Genomic DNA, 18,056 nt, shown 5'->3' with positions numbered 1-18,056 from the left:
CGCCGTGGATGCCGCGGACAGCCTGAATGCCGTGGACACCGTGAGCACCGTCACTCCTGCGGGGGTGGCACCAGCGCCCCGGAGGCATGGCTATACTGGTCCACGCACGGCGCGGAAGCGTCACTGCGTGCGGACGTAGCTCAGCTGGTAGAGCGCAACCTTGCCAAGGTTGAGGTCGCGAGTTCGAACCTCGTCGTCCGCTCTCCTTCACGAAGGGCCCCCGGTGCGGGGCCCTTCGTCGTGTCGGGGACGTCGGAGCTACGCTGCCTCCCGTGAAGGTCCTCGTCATCGGCGGCGGCGCCCGCGAACACGCCCTGTGCCGTTCCCTCTCGCTCGACCCCGACGTCTCGGCCGTGCACTGCGCACCCGGCAACGCCGGCATTGCCGAGGTCGCGGCACTCCACTCCGTCGACCCCCTGGACGGCGGGGCCGTCACCGCGCTGGCACAGCAGCTCGGCGCAGGGCTGGTCGTCGTGGGGCCCGAGGCACCCCTGGTGGCAGGGGTGGCGGACGCGGTCCGCGCCGCGGGCATCCCGGTGTTCGGACCGTCCGCCGAAGCCGCACTGCTGGAGGGCTCCAAGGCGTTCGCCAAGGACGTCATGGCCTCCGCCGGCGTACCGACCGCCCGCAGCTACGTGTGCACCACCGCCGAGGAGGCCGATGCGGCACTGGACGCCTTCGGCCCGCCGTTCGTCGTCAAGGACGACGGCCTGGCCGCGGGCAAGGGTGTGGTGGTCACCGAGGACCTGGAGTCCGCGCGGGAGCACGCACGTGCCTGCGGACGCGTCGTGATCGAGGAGTTCCTCGACGGCCCGGAGGTCTCGCTGTTCGCCGTCACCGACGGGGAGCACGTGGTGCCGCTGCAGCCCGCGCAGGACTTCAAGCGCGCCCACGACGGGGACAGCGGCCCCAACACCGGGGGCATGGGGGCGTACTCGCCACTGCCCTGGGCCGACCCCGGCCTGGTCGGGGAGATCGAGCGAACGGTGCTCCGGCCCACGGTGGACGAACTGCGGCGCCGCGGCACGCCCTTCTCGGGCCTGCTGTACGCCGGACTCGCTCTTACCTCCCGCGGCCTGCGGGTGATCGAGTTCAACGCCCGGTTCGGAGACCCGGAGACGCAGGCGGTGCTCGCCCGCCTCCGGACGCCGCTGGGCGGCCTGCTGCTCGCGGCGGCGACCTCCCGGCTGGCCGAACTTCCTCCGCTGCGGTGGGACGACGGCTCGGCGGTGACCGTGGTCGTCGCGGCGGAGAACTACCCCGGCACGCCCCGCACCGGTGACCCGGTCGAGGGACTGGATGCCGTACGGGAGCAGGACGCGCCCGACGCGTACGTGCTCCACGCCGGGACCCGCCGGGACGACGAGGGACGGGTGGTCAGCGCCGGCGGCAGGGTGTTGTCGGTGACCGCGACCGGCCCGGACCTGCGGGCGGCCCGGTCCCGGGCGTACACCGCGCTGGGGCGCCTTGCACTGGCGGGGTCCCACCACCGCACGGACATCGCGGCGGCAGCGGCCGACGGGCAGGCCTGACGCGCACCGCGGCACTGCGGCGAGCGAAAGCGACAAAGCAGGGCACCCGTACCTGTTGCCGCTTCCGCAACACCTTTGCCCAGAGCCATTCCATCGAGTGACGGACCCTGCGGAGGGACTGACGCCCCGACCAGCCCCGACTAGGGTGCCCGGCAGCCGCGTCCGGCAGCACGGACCGATCCGTCGACTGGCCCACCGCGCATTGCGGTGTCGGGGGCCGGTGCCACAGTGGGGGCAGACGACGCGGTCCACCACGTCGTACCTACACCGCTCGGGGGTGATGAGTTCGTGCCGGTTCCGCGCACGGTGCACACCACGCAGACGCCCACACCGTCGGCCCGGGCGCACGCTCTGGCGGTGCTCCGCATCCGCGGCACGGCACTGGCACTGGCGCTGCTGCCCGCAGCCGTCGCGGTCGTCCTGCACACCGCGGCCGGCACCTGGAGTCTCGGTCCGGGGTGGGACGCCCTGCGGTGGGCGGTCACGGCGCTCGCGGTCGTGACGCTGTGCGTGACGGCGGGGACCGCAGCGGTCATCGCCCGCGCCCGTCCCGCGGTCAGTCCCACCGTTCCGGTCGAGCGCTCCCAGGCGCCGGACCTGTACACCCTGGTCCGCCACCTCGCCGAACGGCTCGACGTCCCGGTGCCCTCGGCCATCGCCCTCACCCCGGACTGCGACAGCTGGCTCGAGGACCGTACCCACCCCGCGCAGGAGGACCGGATCGGGGACCGCGGCGGACCGCGGTGGTGGCCGAAGCGCGGCAGGTCCCGGACCGCGCCCGTCCTGGTGATCGGTTCGCCGTTCCTGTGGTGGATGCGGGTGGCCGAACTCCGGGCTCTGCTGGCACCCGTGGTCGCCGGCACCGGCCCCTCCGCCCACCCGGACATATCCGCCGCCCGCCGCTGCGTGCGGGGGCTCGACGCCGCGGTGGCCCTCGCCGACCGGGCGCGCGCGGGGGACGCCTCCGCCGTCGCGGGTTCCGGCATCGGCATCCTGCGACGTGCCGTGCTCCGGTTCACCGGCGTGCCCGCGCGGGTGCTGCTGCGCGCCTGCGGACCGCACGCCGCGGAGATGGAACGCGGTGTCGCGGCGGCTGCCGCGGACCGCGCACAGCATGTGGACCGCGCGCTGCGCACCACGGCCCAGGAACAGGTCGGACTCGCCTATGCCGGCTGGGACCGGCTGCTGACCCGGGTGGCCCTGCCCGCCTGGCAGGTCGGCCGCTGGCCGTCCCGGCTGGACGCGGGCGTGGTCGCCGCCCTGACCGACCTGTCCCGGCGCGACCGCCTCGCGGACGGCTTCGCCTCCCGGCTGGAGGAACGGCCGGCCTGCGATCTGCTGGAGGAACCCGGCGCCGCCGACGCCGCGATCTCGCTGCTCGCCGCCCGCCTGTTCCACGGGGAGCCCCGGCCGGCCTCCGACGGCAGCGGCGGCTGGTCCCCGGTCGACTGGCCGGAGTACCCGGAGGAGGTCGTCGACCGCACCTGGCGGATCGGGGCGGCCCGGCTCTTCACCGCACTGGACGCCGACCGGCCGCCGACCGCCGTCGAACACGGCGGGGCTCCGGCCGTCGGCGGCGAGCGCGTCTCCCCCTCCGAGTCGGCGGTCACCCGGATAATCGACCGGCTCTCGGCCGGTGCGCACCGGGACGCACTCGCCGCGCGGCTCGTCGCGGACGTGGCCCGGGAGGAGGCGGCGCGGGACGCGCGCCCGGCGGCGGCCGGCCCGGAATCGGCCGACGGCTGGCAGCCCTCGCCGATGGGGCTGCCGCTGCGACCGCCCCGCACCGGCAGGGAACTGCTGGCGGAGCACATCACGGCGGCGGTGTGCTGCGCGGCCCTCGACACCGCCGACGCGGCGGCGGGACTCGACTGGCTGGACGGACCGGTGCTGCTGGTGCGCGGCGAGCGGGTCACGGACCTGGCGGCGCCGGTACGGGAGCTCGTGGAGGACGGCGACCCGGAATCGCTGCGGCTCTGGCTCTCCACCCACGGCATCCGCGCCGACAAGCCGGTCCGTCTGGTGTGACGTTCCTGCTTCCCCTCGCCTCCCGCGAACTCCACCTCGTTTCCCCCTTTCTCCGGTTGCCTCCGGGAAAACACCGGGATTCGGGCACAACATGGACACATTTCCCACGAACGGTGACCACATGTTCGCTCCATGTGATCTCCTGTGCGCTGTGAGGTCAGGACGCGGCCGGAGAGGGGTGTGGACGGCGTGAGGACACAGCAGACCGAGCGGTGGGAGTCCGGCGCCCTGGCGCATGCGGTCACCGATCCGTTCGCCCAGGGGCCGCTGCCCTGGCTGCGGGGCAGCGAGAACTACTTCGAGAACGGCCGGGTCGTGCCCTGGTACGTGGACGTCGACCAGTCCGGCCTGGTGCCCGCTCCGCGCGGCCGCTCCACCCACCGCGGCGGGCCGCGCACCGCCGACGACGTGCGCTGCCAGATCAAGGGTTTCGCCTCCTCCGACGGGAGTGTCGCCCCCGGCGAGTCGCTGGACTTCCGCATCACCGTGAACCCCCCGCAGCCGTTCTTCGTGGACGTCTACCGGATCGGTCACTACGGCGGCGAGGGCGCCGTCAAGGTCACCACCAGCCCGCGGCTGTCCGGGATCGTGCAGCCCGAGCCGCTGGTCGCCGACCGCACGGCGTCCTGCCACCACTGGTGGCTCTCGTGGCGGCTCCAGGTCCCGGCCCACTGGTCCACGGGCGCGTACGTCGCCGTGCTGACCACCTCGGACGGACACCGCTCGCACATCCCGTTCACCGTGCGGGGCACCGCTCCCGCCGACCTGCTCCTCCTCATGCCGGACGTCACCTGGCAGGCGTACAACCTGTTCCCCGAGGACGGACGCAGCGGAGCGAGCCTCTACCACGCCTGGGACGAGTCGGGGCGGCTGCTCGGCGAGGAGCACGCGGCCACCACCGTCTGCTTCGACCGCCCGTACGCCGGGGCGGGTCTGCCGCTGCACGTCGGGCACGCCTACGACTTCCTGCGCTGGGCCGAGCGCCTGGGCTACGACGTCGCCTGCGCCGACGCGCGCGATCTGCACTCCGGCAGGGTCGATCCGACGCGCTACCGCGGTCTGGTCTTCCCCGGCCACGACGAGTACTGGTCGGTGCCGATGCGGCGGGCGGCCGAAGGGGCGCGTGACGCGGGCACCTCCCTGGTGTTCCTCTCCGCGAACACCATGTACTGGCAGGTGGACCTGCACACCCTGCCGGGAGGAGGTGCCGATCGGCTGCTGAGCTGCCGCAAGCGCCGGGGCGGCGGCCGGGCGGCGCTGTGGCGCGAGCAGGGCGAGCCGGAGCAGCAGCTGCTGGGGGTGCAGTACACCGGCCAGGTGCCGCGGCCGTACCCGATGGTGGCGCGCAACACCGGTCACTGGTTGTGGCGGGGCACGGGCGTGGCGGAGGGCGGCGAGGTGCCGGGACTGGTCGCCGGGGAGGCCGACCGCTATCACCCCCGCACCCCGCTGCCCGCCCATCTGGACCGCATCCTGCTGGCTCACTCTCCCTACCGGGACGGTTCGGGCGTGCAGCGCCACCAGGAGACCTCCCTGCACCGGGCGGCGAGCGGCGCGCTGGTCTTCGCGTCGGGAACCTTCGCGTGGTCGCCGGCACTGGACCGGCCCGGGCATGTCGACGAGCGGATCCAGCGGGCGACGGCGAACCTGCTGGACCGCGTCTGCGGACGGGGCTGACCCGGGGGCGGACCGTACGGGTTCCCGAGGCCGGACCGGGGGACGTCGGAGCGGCCCCCGGCCCGGCGGGGCGGATCGCGGGAGCGGCCCCCCGGGGCGGTGCGCAGGAGCCGCGCGGGCGACAATCGAGGCGGCAGCGCCACGAGGGGACCGGCCCCTGCCGAACGGTCCCGCAGCGAGAACAGGGAGAGGTCCGTGTCCGGATTCGTCGAGAAGCCCGAGCCCGTCCGGGTGCCCGGACTGGTGCACCTGCACACCGGCAAGGTGCGGGACCTCTACCGGAACGAGGCGGGCGATCTGGTCATGGTGGCCAGCGACCGGATCTCGGCGTACGACTGGGTGCTGCCGAGCGAGATCCCCGACAAGGGCCGCATCCTCACCCGCCTGTCGCTGTGGTGGTTCGAGCAGCTCGCCGACCTGGTGCCGCACCACGTGCTCTCCACCGAGGTGCCGCCGGGGGCCCCGGAGGACTGGGAGGGGCGGACGCTGATCTGCCGCTCGCTGCGGATGGTGCCGGTCGAGTGCGTCGCCCGGGGCTACCTGACGGGTTCGGGACTGGCCGAGTACCGGCGGACGCGGACGGTCTGCGGCATCCCGCTGCCGGAGGGGCTCACGGACGGCTCCGAGCTGCCCGAGCCGATCTTCACGCCCGCCACCAAGGCGGAGGTCGGGGCGCACGACGAGAACGTCAGTTACCAGGAGGTCGTCCGCCGGGTCGGGGAGGAGACCGCCGCGCGCCTCCGTGGGACGACGCTCGCGGTGTACCGGCGTGCCCGGGACGTCGCGCGGGCGCGCGGCCTGATCCTCGCGGACACCAAGTTCGAGTTCGGTTTCGCGCCCGGAGCGGTCGACGGGGTCGTCGGCGAGGAGCAGCTGGTCCTCGCCGACGAGGTGCTCACCCCCGACTCCTCACGGTTCTGGCCCGCCGCGGACCTGCAACCGGGCCGTCCGCAGCCGTCGTTCGACAAGCAGTACGTGCGCGACTGGCTGTCGGGGCCGGAGTCCGGTTGGGACCGCCACGGCGAGGAGCCGCCGCCGCGGCTGCCCGACGAGGTCGTGGCGCAGACCCGCGCCAAGTACGCGGAGGCTTACCGGCGCCTCACGGGTCATCCCTTCGAGTGACACCCCGGGGAGACGTCCGAGCCGCGGCCTGCCCACTTCCGGGGGGCATGGCGCCGACTCCGCCCCGAAATACCTCATCCGGCGGTATGAAGGGGACAGAAGACGGCCTCTGTGTGGGCCTGTTGTAGGGAGTAGCGGGTGAGTCAGCCGGAGATGCGGCCCGAAGGGCGCTCGCACGAGGCGGAGCCGAAGGCAGGACGCGACCGCGGGGGGCACCGTGGCAGGGCTCGGGGAGATCTGCTGAGCCGTGCCTTCCCGCTGGGCGACTGGGGGGAGCCGGCTGAGCGGCTGGACGAGCTCTACCAGTGGGTGGAGCGGGGCGCGATGGACATGGTGGCCTGGTACCTCGCCGACCGCCGGTGGAAGCGGCGTGCCGCGCGCACGCTGCGCGGCGGCACGGCGGTCGGTGTCGGCGCGGGAGCCGTGCTGCCGCTGCTGCAGCTGACCGGCACCTTCGACCGGCCTCTCGCTGCCTGGGGATTCGTGGCCCTGTTGGGCGCGGCCGTGTGCGCGGGCTGCGACCGCTGGTTCGGAGTGACCTCGGGCTGGATGCGGGACGTGGCGACCGCGCAGGCCGTGCAGCGTCGTCTGGAGACGCTGCAGTACGACTGGGCGGCCGAGTCGATCCGCGAGGTGCTCGGGCCGACGGAGGGCACCGCGGCCGAGGCCGCGGACCGGTGCCTGAGCGTGCTGCGCCGCTTCACCGAGGACGTTACGGAGCTGGTGCGCGCCGAAACGGCGGACTGGATGGTGGAGTTCCGGGCGACGACCACGCCGCTGCGGGTGCAGACGCGCGGGGCGGTCCCGCTCTCTGCCGGTCGGCAGGGGTCGGAGGCCGGCGGGTCAGTGAGCCGGTTCCCGCAGGTTCCCGGTGTGCGGCCGCACATGCCGCGGCAGCGGCCGCCGGACCCGCCGCGGTAGCGCGCCTCCTCCGCACCTCCCGGCCCCCGGGGGCCGGGAGGTGCGGAGGAGGGGAGGGTGTCGTGCAGGAGGGCCGGGACACCGCGTCGGCGTCCCGGCCCTCTCTCCGCAGGGTGGGTGAGCGTGCGTCAGCGGCGTTGGCCGATCAGGTGGTGCAGTACCGCGCCGTCGGTGCGGGCCGCCGAGGGCTGCGGGGTGGAGAGGCGCTGGGCGGATGCCCCCGCCGGCTCCGGGTCCGGCAGCGTCTCGCACGTGGCGTCGGCTCCGCCGTGTGCGGCCGGGAGGGTGCCGTCGGCCAGGTAGTCGATCAGGTAGCGGTCGACGCAGGCGTTTCCGCCGAGCGAGATGCCGTGGTTGCCGCCGTCCTCCTCGACGACCAAGCGGGAGCCCTTCAGGAGCTTGTGCATCTTCACGCCGCCGCTGTACGGGGTGGCGGCGTCCTCGGTGGCCTGGAGGAGCAGTACGGGCGGGAGGTCCTTGTTGCGGACGTCCATCTGCTGCAGGCCCTGGTGCGGCCAGAACGCGCAGGGCGCGTTGTACCAGGTGTTGCTCCAGGTCAGGAAGGGCGCCTTGCGGTAGGTGTGCTGCGCGTCCCTGGCCCAGGTCTTCCAGTCGCGCGGCCAGCTCGCGTCGCGGCACTCGACGGCGGTGTAGACGCTGTAGCCGTTCGTGCCGGTGACCTTGCCGAAGGTGTCGTACAGGTCGAGCAGGGCCTGCTCGTCGCCGTCGTTGACGTAGGCGGCGAACGCCTCGGCCATCGGAGGCCAGTAGCCGTTGTAGTAGCCGCCGGCGAGGAAGGACTCCTCGAACTCGGCGGGCCCGACGACGTCCTCGGCGGGGTCGGTGCGCATCTCCGTGCGCACGTCGTACCAGAGCGCCTCGACCTTGTCGGCGTCGGTGCCCAGACCGTAGGTGGCGTCGTGGTCGGCGATCCAGGCGGTGAAGGCCTTGAACCGGTCGTCGAACGCGTAGTTCTGGTTGATGTTCGCCTCGTACCAGGCGGCGGTCGGGTCGACGATGCTGTCCAGCACCATGCGCCGCACGTGGTCCGGGAAGAGCTTGCCGTAGACGGAACCGAGGTAGGTGCCGTACGAGTAGCCGAAGTAGTTGATCTTCTCCGCGCCCAGGGCGGCGCGGATGGCGTCCATGTCGCGCGCGGCGTTGCGGGTGTGGATGTGTTCCAGGACGCCCGCGTGGCGCGTGGCGCAGTCGGCGGCGAAGTCGGCGGCGCGCTCGACGTTCTCGCGGAGCACGTCGCGGCTGTAGGGCACCGAGTCCGGCCGGGTCGCGTCGAAGTAGCCGGGGGCGCACTCCAGGGCGGGCTCGCTCTGTCCGACGCCGCGCGGGTCGAACCCGATGACGTCGTACTGGGATGCGACGTCCGGGGGCAGTGCCCGGGCCACGTAGGCGGCGAGTCCGCGGCCGCTGCCGCCGGGACCGCCGGGGTTCACCAGCAGCGGGCCCTGCGAGGTCCCGGCGGTGCCCGGGATGCGGTTCACCGCGATCCCGATCTGCTCGCCGTCCGGCTCGGAGTGGTCGAGCGGCACCTCGATCGTGGCGCACTGCATGGTCGGATTGTTCTGCGTCCCGCAGTCCGTCCAGTCCACGGACGACGAGGCCGCGGGGGTGCCCGCCGCCGTCGCCGGGACTGCCGAGACCAGGCCGGACGCCATCGCCGCCAGGGCGACGGCCACCGATGCGGTTCGTCTCACTTGCCCTCCTGACACCTGCACACCGTCGGACGCGGGGCGCGCCGACCCGCCGATGGTGCCGTGTCGCACACGGCTGCGCCAGGGCTTTCCCCCGATGTCCTCGAAAACGTGCCCACAATCCGGTAATCGGACGAATCTCGCACACCGTTCGGCCCACTCCCGGCCCGCAGCACCGGGCAACCGATGTGCGGGCAGCCCGGACCGGAGCCGTGCCGAATGGTGTGTCGATGCCGTGCCACCACGTCCGGCATCCGGCAGGGCCGCGGACCTCAGCTGAAGACGATCATGGCCCCCTGGGCCAGGCTCCGGGTGGCCGCCTGGTGCAGGCCGAGCCAGACGTGCCTCTCCCGTGCGAACGGCCCGTCGAGCCCGGCTGCCGACTCGGCGGGCTCGTCCAGATCGGTCGGCCGCGTCGGAGGCGCCGGCGGTTCGGGCGGATTGCGGTGGTCGATGCCCAGGTGCGGTGCGACGCTCTCGAGTTCCCGCAACAGGCCGTGGGTGGACCCGAGCGGGCCACCGCCCTCCAGGAGTTCCTCGTTCGCCAGCGGCGCGGGGAAGTCGACGGGGACGTACGCGCCCGCGTGGTCGTAGTGCCAGACGAGGTGCGACTGCTGAGCCGTCTGCTCGAACATCTCCAGGAGTTGCTGGTAGTCGCCGTCCAGGGCGTCCACCGGCGCCACCCGAAGGTTGCACAGCTGCAGCATGTGGGCGCGGCGCAGCAGGTGCAGCGCGTCGTAGTCGAAGCCCGCGACCGGTGCCACGTCGCCGGAGAGTCCGGGCATGTAGCCGTGGACGGGCACATGGGGAAGGCCGGAGGAGGCGAGCGCGCGGTCGTACGTCGCAAGCTCCTCGGCGAAGGGGTTGTCGGGACTGTGGCACAACACGTCGACGAGGGGGACCAACCACAGGTCACAGGCCAACGGGCGCTCCAAGGGTTCGCGGGACGGTCCGGCGGACGGATTCAGCGTAGACCGGAGAAGGGCCCGAAGTGCAGGCCGCGTCCGCCCCGGAGCGGCCCGTGCCCGGGGCGGCCCCCGCGCCGGATCCGCCCCGGAGCGGACGTCATGCGCGGCAGACCAGTGCGAGCGTGTGGGCGTCGTACGCCTCCAGCAGCCGGCGCACGGACTCGACGTCGCGGCCCTCGACCGCGTCGAGGAGTTCCCGGTGCCCCGCCCACAGCCGCCCGGCCAGCGGCCCGCCGCGCCGCAGCACCGGTACCGCGTACGCCCAGCAGTGCGTCCGCATGCGGTCGAGGAAGTCCCGCAGGTACGGGTTGTGCACCAGGTCCCCCAACTCCCGCCAGAATCGGAGGTCGTAGCCGATCAGCACATCCAGGTCACCGGCGAGCGCGGCGCGTTGGGCCGCGACGGCCCGCCGCCGCACGGACGTCAGCTCGGCCTGGCAGGGCGGTGGCGCACCGTCGCCGTTCCGCAGGCGGCGGAAGACACCGTCCATGATCAGGCCGCGGGCCTCGACCATCGCGCGGAAGTCCTCGACGGAGAACTCGTGGACGCGGAATCCCCGGTGCTGCTCGGCGTCCAGCAGCCCCTGGGCGGCGAGGTCGACGAGTGCCTCGCGTACGGGCGTCGCGGAGACGCCGTACTGCTCCGCGATCTCCTTGACGGTGAAGTCCCGTCCGGCGGGGAGCCGGCCGGCGAGGATCTCGTCGCGGAGCGCGGCGACGACCTGCTCGCGCAGGGTGCTGCGTCGTATCACCGCACGTGTCCCGCGGCGACGGTGTGGGCGTCCGCCGCCGCCAGGGCCTCGTCGAGGATGGCAAGGCCCTCCTTCGCCTCCGCCTCGGTGAGGGTGCACGGCGGCACGACGTGGGTGCGGTTCATGTTGACGAACGGCCACAGCCCGCGCTGCTTGCAGGCGGCGGCGAAGTCGCCCATCGGCTTCGCCGCGGCCCCCTGGGCGTTGTACGGCACCAGCGGCTCGCGGGTCTCGCGGTCGCGCACGAGGTCCAGTGCCCAGAAGACGCCGGTGCCGCGCACCTCGCCGACCGACGGGTGGCGTGCGGCGATCTCGCGCAGGCCCGGGCCGAGCACCTTCTCCCCGAGGCGGGCGGCGTTCTCCACGATGCCCTCCTCCTCCATGACGTTGAGCGTCGCGACGGCGGAGGCGCAGGCCAGGGGGTGCCCGGAGTAGGTGAGGCCGCCCGGGTAGGGCCGCTCGTCGAAGGTGGCGGCGACGGCCTGGGAGAGCGCCACACCGCCCAGCGGCACGTAGCCGGAGTTGACGCCCTTGGCGAAGGTCATGAGGTCGGGGACCACGTCGTACAGGTCGGCGGCGAACCAGCTTCCGGTCCGTCCGAATCCGGCCATGACCTCGTCCAGCACGAGCAGGACGCCGTGGCGGTCGCAGATCTCGCGGACTCCCGCGAGGTACCCCTCGGGCGGCATCAGCACGCCCGCGGTGCCGCCGATGGTCTCCAGCACGACCGCGGCGATGGTCTGCGGCCCCTCGAAGAGGATCGTCTCCTCGAGGTGCTGCAGCGCACGGGCGCACTCCTCCGCCTCGGTGGTGGAGTGGAAGTGCGTCCGGTACAGGTGCGGCCCGAAGAAGCGGACGACCCCGGCGGTGCCGTTGTCGTTGGCCCAGCGCCGGGGTTCGCCGGTCAGGTTGATCGCGGCCGCTGTCGCACCGTGGTACGAGCGGTAGGCGGACATCACCTTCGGCCGTCCGGTGTGGAGGCGGGCCATGCGCACCGCGTTCTCGACGGCCTCGGCACCGCCGTTGGTGAAGAAGATCCGGTCCAGGTCGCCGGGAGTGCGGCGGGCGATCAGCCGGGCGGCCTCGGAGCGCATGTCCACGGCGAAGCCGGGGGCGAGGGTGCACAGCCGCCCCGCCTGCTCCTGGATGGCGGCGACCACCCTGGGGTGCTGGTGGCCGATGTTGGTGTTGACCAGCTGGGAGGAGAAGTCCAGGTAGCGCTTGTCGTCGTAGTCCCAGAAGTAGGCGCCCTCGGCGCCGGCTATCGCGGGCGGGTCGATCAGCCGCTGCGCGGACCAGGAGTGGAAGACGTGTGCGCGGTCGGCCGAGGTGACCGCTTCCTTGTCCAGCGTCGGGAGCAGGCTCGAGGTCGGGTCCTGACTGGCCATGCGTATCTCCACCTCTCGTTGGCGACCCGGACAGCCTAGGACGGCCGGTGGAACTGCGGGAGGGGCGGCCGGGACCTGCGGCCCGAGGACGGCGGGGACGGACCGGTGGCGCCCGTCAGCGGCGGACGGCGTGGGCCCGCACGACGACGGTCGCGTCGTCGTCGGGATCCCGCGTCGCCGCACCGCCGCGGGCCACGATCCGCAGCTCGGGCCCGTGCGCCTGCGCCGGGTCCGCGACCAGCAGGTCGCCGGGCGTACCGCCGGTGTCGTAGCGCCGGACCCCGTACACCGCGAACCAGGCGGTGCGGTCGTCGGCACGCTCGATCCGGACGCGGGCACCGGCGCGCAGTCCGCCGACCCCGGCGAAGGCCGCCGGGCCCTCGGCGGAGTCGAGGCTGCCGACCAGCAGTGCGGCACCGTCCTCGCCCGGGGCGGGGCCCGCACCGTCCCAGGCCACCCGCATGGGACGTGCGGGGGCGGCGACGGACAGCGCGCCGACCGCGCGCCAGGAGACGACCGCACGGGCGTCGACGCCGGTGCCGGGGATGCTCACCCGGAGCGGGGCGGAGCGCGGCAGCGCCGGGGGCGCGGCGTCCTGCCGGTCGCCGGGTCGGGCGTCGGCGACGTGACCGAGCCGGGGAGCCGGGTCGACGGCCGCGCCGCGGTCCGGGGCGAGCAGGCAGAGTGCGAGCGTGCAGGCGGCCGTCGCCACGACGGCGGTCGCCTCCAGGCGGCGGCTGCGGGAGGACAGCCGTTCGTACCTCGTGGTCACCGCTCGTCCCCCGCGGATCGCATGGACCGCCGGGACGGGTGCGGGCCGGGGGCGCGGCGCGCGGTGACCCGGTACGCGGCGATCCCGCCCGCGGCGAGGGCGCCGCCGAACACCAGCGCGACACGGTCGCCGGTGCTGCTGCTCGCCGTGTGCGCCGGCGGGGCGGGCGTCGCCCGGGCCGACGCCGCCTCCCCGGGGGCCACGAAGGTGGTGGTGAGCGACTCGGCGGCGTTGCAGTTCGCGGTCACGACGTACGGACGGCCGGGCGCCAGTCCGGGCCGTACCGCGGCCTCGGCGACCGAGACGCCGTCAGGGGCGGCGCGCAGCGGCGCGGGCCGCGCGAACGCGGGCGAGAACACGGCAGCGTTCCGCGTACCCCCCGCGCAGCGGGCCCGGACGCGGACAGTGGGGCCGTCGGGCCCGGTCGAGGCCGTCAGCAGCACGGCGTCGGCGGGCCGGCCGGTGTCGGCGCCGCCGGGTGCGCCACCGGTCTCGCCCGCGGCGGCGACGCCCCGGCCCACGGTGAGCAGGCCGAGGAGAGCAGCCGCCGCGCCGGCTGCGGCCGGCGCGAACGGGTGGGAGCGCGTGCGCGAGGTCATGGCTCCACCCGATCAGCAGCCGGCGGGTGTCGCACCCCCGGAGAGGCCCATCGGGTGGGGGACTGCGCCGGAGGTGTGACGGCCCGTCGGGTCGGTCACCTGGTCTCCAGGTCGCGCCGGCGCAGACCGGCCAGGCCGAGCGCCACGAGTCCCGCGGCGATCGCGGTGAGGACCAGGAGCGGTGCCCACTCCATGCTCTGCGCGGGCAGTTGGGGCACGTGACCGAACGGGGAGGCGTCCGCCGTCCAGGCGGGAAGGTCGAGGATCTTCCCGAGATAGCCGACGACGAAGGCGTACACCGGGACCAGCCAGACCGCCGCCGTGGCCCGGGGCAGCCAGCCGAGGAGGACGACGCCGACACCGGCCGTCACCCAGAGCGCCGGCGCGTAGGCGAGCGCGGCGAGCAGCAGGTCGGGCACCCAGCGGATCTCGCCGGTGGTCGCGGCGCCGAGCACTCCGAGGCCGAGGCCGCCTGCCCCCAGCACGGCGGTGCCTCCGACGACGGCCACGACCAGGTGGCTGCCCGCCCAGCGGGCCCGGGAGAGTCCGGTGGCGAGCAGCGGCTCCGCACGTCCGGCGCTCTCCTCGGCGCGGGGGCGCAGCGCCGCCATGACCACGTGGACGGAGGCGACGACCGCCACGACGATCATGACGGTGGCGGCGACGGACTCGGTCACCGATGCTCCGCCGACCTGCCGGACGGCCTCGCGGATCTCCGCGATGTCCTCGACCATCTCCTCGGCCTGGCCCAGGATCGAGCCGTACATGGCGCCGAGGACGAAGACGCCGGCGGCGAAGCCGAGGAAGAGCCCGCGCTGCAGGCGGACCGCGAAGCCGACCGGCGTCGTCAGCGCGCGGGTGGCCGTACGCCGCCCCGTCCTGGTGGCGCGCAGCCCGGCACCCAGGTCGCGTCGGGTGCTCAGGAAGTACCCGGCTCCTGCCGCGACGGCTGCGAGCAGCAGGTCGAGCAGCAGCGGCCACCAGCGGTCGTCGACGAACACGTAGGTGCGCTGCGCCCAGCCGATGGGGGATGCCCAGGACAGGCCGCCGCCGCCCACGTCGCCCGCCGCGCGCAGCGTGTAGGCGACGCCGACCACGGCGAGCGCCATGCCGGAGGCGCCCCGGGCGTGCTGGGTGATCTGGACGGTCACGGCGGCCACCCCGGCGAACGCGATGCCGACGGCGGCGTGCGCGGCGCCGTACAGTGCGGCGCCGTTCCGGCCGACGCCCTCCGTGCCGCTCGCGCCGACGGCGAGGGCGAGCGCACCGGCGAGCACGAGGTTGGCGAGCACGGCGGTGGCCAGTGCGGCGGTGAGGTGGGCGTGGCGTCCCACGACGGCGGCGCGCACGAGTTCCGCGCGTCCGGTCTCCTCCTCGGTGCGGGTGTGGCGGGCGACGATCAGCACGCTCATCAGGGCGACCAGAACGGCCATGAAGCCGATCATCTGGTGACCGAGCATCGAGCCGAGGTTGTAGTCGTCGAGGTAGTGGCCGGGCCCGCTCATGGCCAGCCCGGCGGGGCTGCGGAGGGTGCGGGCGATGCCCGCCTGTTCCTCGGCGGTCGGGTAGCTCTGCCGGAAGCTGGAGAGGGTGGCCGCGGTGCCGAGCACGAGGGCCGCCAGCCAGACGGGCAGTCGGATCCTGTCGCGGCGGAGGTTGAAGCGGAGCAGAGTGCCGGCGCCGGCGAACGGTGCGCTGCCGCGGTTCCGTTGGGGGGCCGCGGCGCCGGAGGCGGGGGGTGCGGTCGTGGTGGCGGTCACGAGGCCGCTCCAGCGTCCGTCGCGGCGGTGCGGGTGTCGCCGTCCGTCCGCACGACGTCGCCGTAGTGGCGGAGCATCAACTCCTCCAGCGTCGGGGGATGGCTGGTCAGTGAGCGGATACCGCACTCGGTGAGGCGGGTGACGGCCCGGTCGAGGTGGGCTCCGTCGACGGCGAAGTGCACCCGGCCGTCCTCGCGGCGGACGTGGTGGACGCCGTCGAGGTCCTCGAGGCCCGTGACGGGGCGTTCGGTCTCCGCCTCGACGGTGGTGCGGGTCAGGTGCCGCATCTCACTGAGCGTGCCGGACTGCACGACCTCGCCCCTCCTGACAATGCTGACCCGGTCGCACAGCTTCTCGACCTGGGCCAGGATGTGGCTGGAGAGGAGTACGGTGCGCCCGGCCGCCCTGGCCTGGGTGATGACGTCCTGGAAGACGACCTCCATCAGCGGGTCGAGGCCGGCCGTCGGCTCGTCGAGGAGGAGGAGTTCGGCGTCCGAGGCGAGGGCCGCGACGATCGCCACCTTCTGGCGGTTGCCCTTGGAGTAGGTGCGGCCCTTCTTGGTGGGGTCGAGGTCGAAGCGTTCCAGCAGTTCGTCGCGGCGGCGGGTGTCCACGCCCCGGCCGCCCCGCAGGCGTGCCAGCAGGTCGATGGCCTCGCCGCCGGTGAGTGTCGGCCAGAGTTCGACGTCGCCCGGCACGTACGCCAGCCGTCTGTGCAGGGCGACCGCGTCGTGCCAGGGGTCCCGGTCGAGGACGCGGGCGGTGCCGGCGTCGGCCCGGAGCAGGCCGAGCAGCACGCGGATGGTGGTGGACTTCCCCGCGCCGTTCGGCCCGAGGAACCCGTGCACCTCGCCCGTGTCGACCCGGAGGTCGAGGCCGTCGAGCGCACGTGCCCGGCCGAAGGTTTTGACGAGGCCGGAGACGGAGATGGCGGTGGCTGCCTTGGTCATACCCCAGAACGTACACTGATTTCAGAAACTTGTGAAGCTACAGAAGTGACTAGGATCAAGGAAAGGACTCAGCAGGGAGACGGGAAACGTTGACGGAGCCGACGAAGCAGGACGAGCGCAGCAGCGAGCGGTCGCCCGACGACTACGCGACACGGGTGTCCCCCTTCGTGGAACGGTTCGCGGCAGACCTGGCGGAGGTCGGATTCCAGCGGATGGCCGCGCGGGTCTTCAGCTGCGTCCTCGCCTCGGAGGACGGGGCCCTCGGCTCGGCCGAACTGGCCGAGCGCCTCCAGGTCAGCCCGGCCGCCGTGTCCGGAGCGGTCCGCTACCTGTCGCAGATGCGGATGGTCAGCAGGGAACGCGAGCCCGGCTCGCGGCGCGAGCTGTACCGCGTGCACGGTGACACCTGGTACGAGGCATTCACCCGCGAGAACGAGTACCTCGCACGCTGGACGGAGACCCTCCGGGCCGGGGCGCAGACACTCGGCCCGGACACCGCGGTGGGGCGGCGGCTGGAGGACACCGGCGAGTTCTTCGAGTTCCTCCGGGAGGAGATGAGCCAGGTCATGGAACGCTGGCGCGCCCGCCGGGCCGCGGAGAACCCGCCGCCCGGGAACGACGCCCCCGACACGCCCTAGGCGCGGCAGGGACCCCGCCGCGCCCGGACCCCGGTCAGCGGCGGCGCCACGCCCCCTCACCCCAGTCGTAGCCGTACTCCGCCCGCCCCCCGGCCCCGCTGGTGCGGAACGGCGCACCGGAGTCGTCCAGACGCAGCAACCCACCGCGTCCGGCACTGCTCCACCGCACCTCGACGTACCACGCGCAGTCGCACCCGGCCGCCCGCGCCGCGATCCGCAGCGCCAGCGGTTCCTCCGCGGTGACCTGGTAGGGCAGCCGCGTCGCCGGGAGCCGCCTGCCGTCCTCGCCGTCGAACCCGTCACGGGCCCGCACCTCCGGCCGCTCCGCGTCGAGGTCGACCCGCAGGACCGCCGGGGTGAGAGCGCCGCCGCAGCCGTTGCTCATCGCGAACACCGGCCGGTCGAGCGGCTCCCGGCGACGCACCACCCGTACATGCACGTCCTCGATCACGACGGGGGTGTCCGCCCTGTCGGCCCGCACCATCGCCTCGACCACCGTCTCGCCCGCATGGACGCCGCCCAGGGCGGTCGCCCAGCCCGCGGCGTCCTGTTCCGGAGGCGGCGGCGGGACACGCGCCGGATCGCGGTCGATCAGATACCGGTGGTCGCAGCCGTGCCTCCACACGTGGGAGCGGACGCTCCAGGTCAGCGGCGCGCCGCTGCGGCGCTCCCCCGTCGGCGCTGCGGGCGCGGCCGTGACCGCCCCTCCACCGTCCGGCACGGCGCGGCCGCCTCCCGAACCGCCGGCGAGCACCCCGGCCAGGGTCACGACCGCCGACGCGGCCAGAGCCGCGAGGGACCGCGCCACCCACCGGCGACCCGCACCGGGCCCCGGTGCCTCGTCGGCAGGAGCCGGTCCGGCGCTCCGCCGAGGAGGCCGAGACGCGGCTGTTCCCGACGGCCCCGCTTTCTGCTCGACCGACGGAGAGGAGTCCTCGTCACGGCGGGACGCCCCGGACCCCGGCCGGCCGCGTTCCGCATCCGCCCGCATCCACAACCTGTGGAGCCGCGCCCGTTCCTCCGGCGGCGCCCCGCACAGCCGGGCAAGCCGCTCCACCGGACCGAAGTCCACGGGCACGGCGGCACCGCTGCAGTAGCGGTGCAGCGTGGACGTGGACAGATGCAGCCGCTGCGCCAACTGGCCGTAACTGCGCCCCGACCGTTCCTTCAGGTGGCGCAGGCAGGCGGCGAACCGCGCCGCGTCCGCGCCCTCCTCGTGTGCCATGGTGCGCGTCTCCCCT

At 74.1% G+C, this 18,056-nt stretch carries 15 protein-coding genes and 1 tRNA gene; 7 read left to right on the top strand and 9 right to left on the bottom strand.

The genetic code is table 11. The annotated features are described in order from the left end of the window. The first annotated feature begins 129 nt into the window (after positions 1 to 129). From ACL06G_RS18090 to ACL06G_RS18065, 6 genes are all read left to right on the top strand, one after another. A tRNA-Gly gene (locus ACL06G_RS18090) sits at positions 130 to 202 on the top strand. A 70-nt stretch (positions 203 to 272) separates the two neighbouring features. Continuing rightward, positions 273 to 1,532, top strand: coding sequence for a phosphoribosylamine--glycine ligase (gene purD / locus ACL06G_RS18085; protein ID WP_412787156.1), 1,260 nt, complete (start codon positions 273 to 275; stop codon positions 1,530 to 1,532). Between the two features lie 288 nt (positions 1,533 to 1,820). Next, positions 1,821 to 3,560 (top strand): hypothetical protein, encoded by a 1,740-nt coding sequence (locus ACL06G_RS18080; protein ID WP_412836324.1) that lies wholly within the window; start codon positions 1,821 to 1,823, stop codon positions 3,558 to 3,560. Between the two features lie 189 nt (positions 3,561 to 3,749). Beyond that, positions 3,750 to 5,237: a N,N-dimethylformamidase beta subunit family domain-containing protein gene (locus ACL06G_RS18075; RefSeq protein WP_412836323.1), complete on the top strand. Its 1,488-nt coding sequence runs from the start codon at positions 3,750 to 3,752 to the stop codon at positions 5,235 to 5,237. Between the two features lie 195 nt (positions 5,238 to 5,432). Continuing rightward, the gene (locus tag ACL06G_RS18070) at positions 5,433 to 6,359 is read left to right on the top strand and encodes a phosphoribosylaminoimidazolesuccinocarboxamide synthase (protein WP_412836322.1); all 927 of its coding nucleotides are present in this window, start codon (positions 5,433 to 5,435) and stop codon (positions 6,357 to 6,359) included. 138 nt (positions 6,360 to 6,497) lie between these two features. Next, entirely contained in the window at positions 6,498 to 7,280 is a 783-nt protein-coding gene (locus ACL06G_RS18065) for an SLATT domain-containing protein (protein ID WP_412836321.1), read from the top strand. Between the two features lie 128 nt (positions 7,281 to 7,408). Here ACL06G_RS18065 and ACL06G_RS18060 read toward each other — a convergent pair whose 3' ends face one another. From ACL06G_RS18060 to ACL06G_RS18025, 8 genes are all read right to left on the bottom strand, one after another. After that, positions 7,409 to 8,992, bottom strand: coding sequence for an alpha/beta hydrolase (locus ACL06G_RS18060; RefSeq protein ID WP_412836320.1), 1,584 nt, complete (start codon positions 8,990 to 8,992; stop codon positions 7,409 to 7,411). Between the two features lie 269 nt (positions 8,993 to 9,261). Next, positions 9,262 to 9,912: a putative DNA-mimic protein gene (locus ACL06G_RS18055; RefSeq protein WP_412787150.1), complete on the bottom strand. Its 651-nt coding sequence runs from the start codon at positions 9,910 to 9,912 to the stop codon at positions 9,262 to 9,264. A gap of 142 nt (positions 9,913 to 10,054) precedes the next feature. After that, the gene (locus ACL06G_RS18050; RefSeq protein WP_412787149.1) at positions 10,055 to 10,708 is read right to left on the bottom strand and encodes a GntR family transcriptional regulator; all 654 of its coding nucleotides are present in this window, start codon (positions 10,706 to 10,708) and stop codon (positions 10,055 to 10,057) included. Continuing rightward, positions 10,705 to 12,096, bottom strand: a complete 1,392-nt coding sequence (locus ACL06G_RS18045; RefSeq protein WP_412787148.1) for an aspartate aminotransferase family protein — start codon at positions 12,094 to 12,096, stop codon at positions 10,705 to 10,707. The genes ACL06G_RS18050 and ACL06G_RS18045 overlap by 4 nt, the downstream gene beginning before the upstream one ends. 115 nt (positions 12,097 to 12,211) lie before the next feature. Continuing rightward, positions 12,212 to 12,868 carry a class F sortase gene (locus ACL06G_RS18040; RefSeq protein WP_412787147.1) on the bottom strand — a complete coding sequence of 219 codons (657 nt, stop codon included), beginning with the start codon at positions 12,866 to 12,868 and terminating at the stop codon, positions 12,212 to 12,214. Beyond that, positions 12,865 to 13,467, bottom strand: coding sequence for a hypothetical protein (locus ACL06G_RS18035; RefSeq protein WP_412836319.1), 603 nt, complete (start codon positions 13,465 to 13,467; stop codon positions 12,865 to 12,867). Before ACL06G_RS18035 ends, ACL06G_RS18040 begins: the two co-directional genes overlap by 4 nt. A gap of 95 nt (positions 13,468 to 13,562) precedes the next feature. Further along, positions 13,563 to 15,227, bottom strand: coding sequence for an ABC transporter permease (locus ACL06G_RS18030; RefSeq protein ID WP_412787145.1), 1,665 nt, complete (start codon positions 15,225 to 15,227; stop codon positions 13,563 to 13,565). Then, on the bottom strand, positions 15,224 to 16,177 hold the full coding sequence (locus ACL06G_RS18025) for an ABC transporter ATP-binding protein (protein ID WP_412787144.1): 954 nt from the start codon (positions 16,175 to 16,177) through the stop codon (positions 15,224 to 15,226). Before ACL06G_RS18025 ends, ACL06G_RS18030 begins: the two co-directional genes overlap by 4 nt. Before the next feature lie 89 nt (positions 16,178 to 16,266). On the opposite strand from ACL06G_RS18025, the gene ACL06G_RS18020 reads away from it, so the two are divergent. Next, positions 16,267 to 16,815, top strand: a complete 549-nt coding sequence (locus ACL06G_RS18020) for a GbsR/MarR family transcriptional regulator (protein ID WP_412787143.1) — start codon at positions 16,267 to 16,269, stop codon at positions 16,813 to 16,815. Between the two features lie 34 nt (positions 16,816 to 16,849). On the opposite strand, the gene ACL06G_RS18015 is transcribed toward ACL06G_RS18020, so the two are convergent. Next, positions 16,850 to 18,040, bottom strand: a complete 1,191-nt coding sequence (locus tag ACL06G_RS18015) for a helix-turn-helix domain-containing protein (RefSeq protein ID WP_412836318.1) — start codon at positions 18,038 to 18,040, stop codon at positions 16,850 to 16,852. Between the last annotated feature and the right edge of the window lie 16 nt (positions 18,041 to 18,056).

Source organism: Streptomyces callyspongiae, assembly GCF_047200695.1.
GTDB lineage: Bacteria > Actinomycetota > Actinomycetes > Streptomycetales > Streptomycetaceae > Streptomyces.
The sequence above is the reverse complement of the archived record's forward strand: the minus strand, read 5'-3'. Positions and strand labels throughout refer to the sequence as shown.

Bases quoted from the DNA above. Each gene is read 5' to 3' on its own strand.
- ACL06G_RS18045 (WP_412787148.1), bottom strand. From the start codon at position 12,096: ATGGCCAGTCAGGACCCGACCTCGAGCCTGCTCCCGACGCTGGACAAG.
- ACL06G_RS18035 (WP_412836319.1), bottom strand. From the start codon at position 13,467: ATGACCTCGCGCACGCGCTCCCACCCGTTCGCGCCGGCCGCAGCCGGC.
- ACL06G_RS18025 (WP_412787144.1), bottom strand. From the start codon at position 16,177: ATGACCAAGGCAGCCACCGCCATCTCCGTCTCCGGCCTCGTCAAAACC.
- ACL06G_RS18015 (WP_412836318.1), bottom strand. From the start codon at position 18,040: ATGGCACACGAGGAGGGCGCGGACGCGGCGCGGTTCGCCGCCTGCCTG.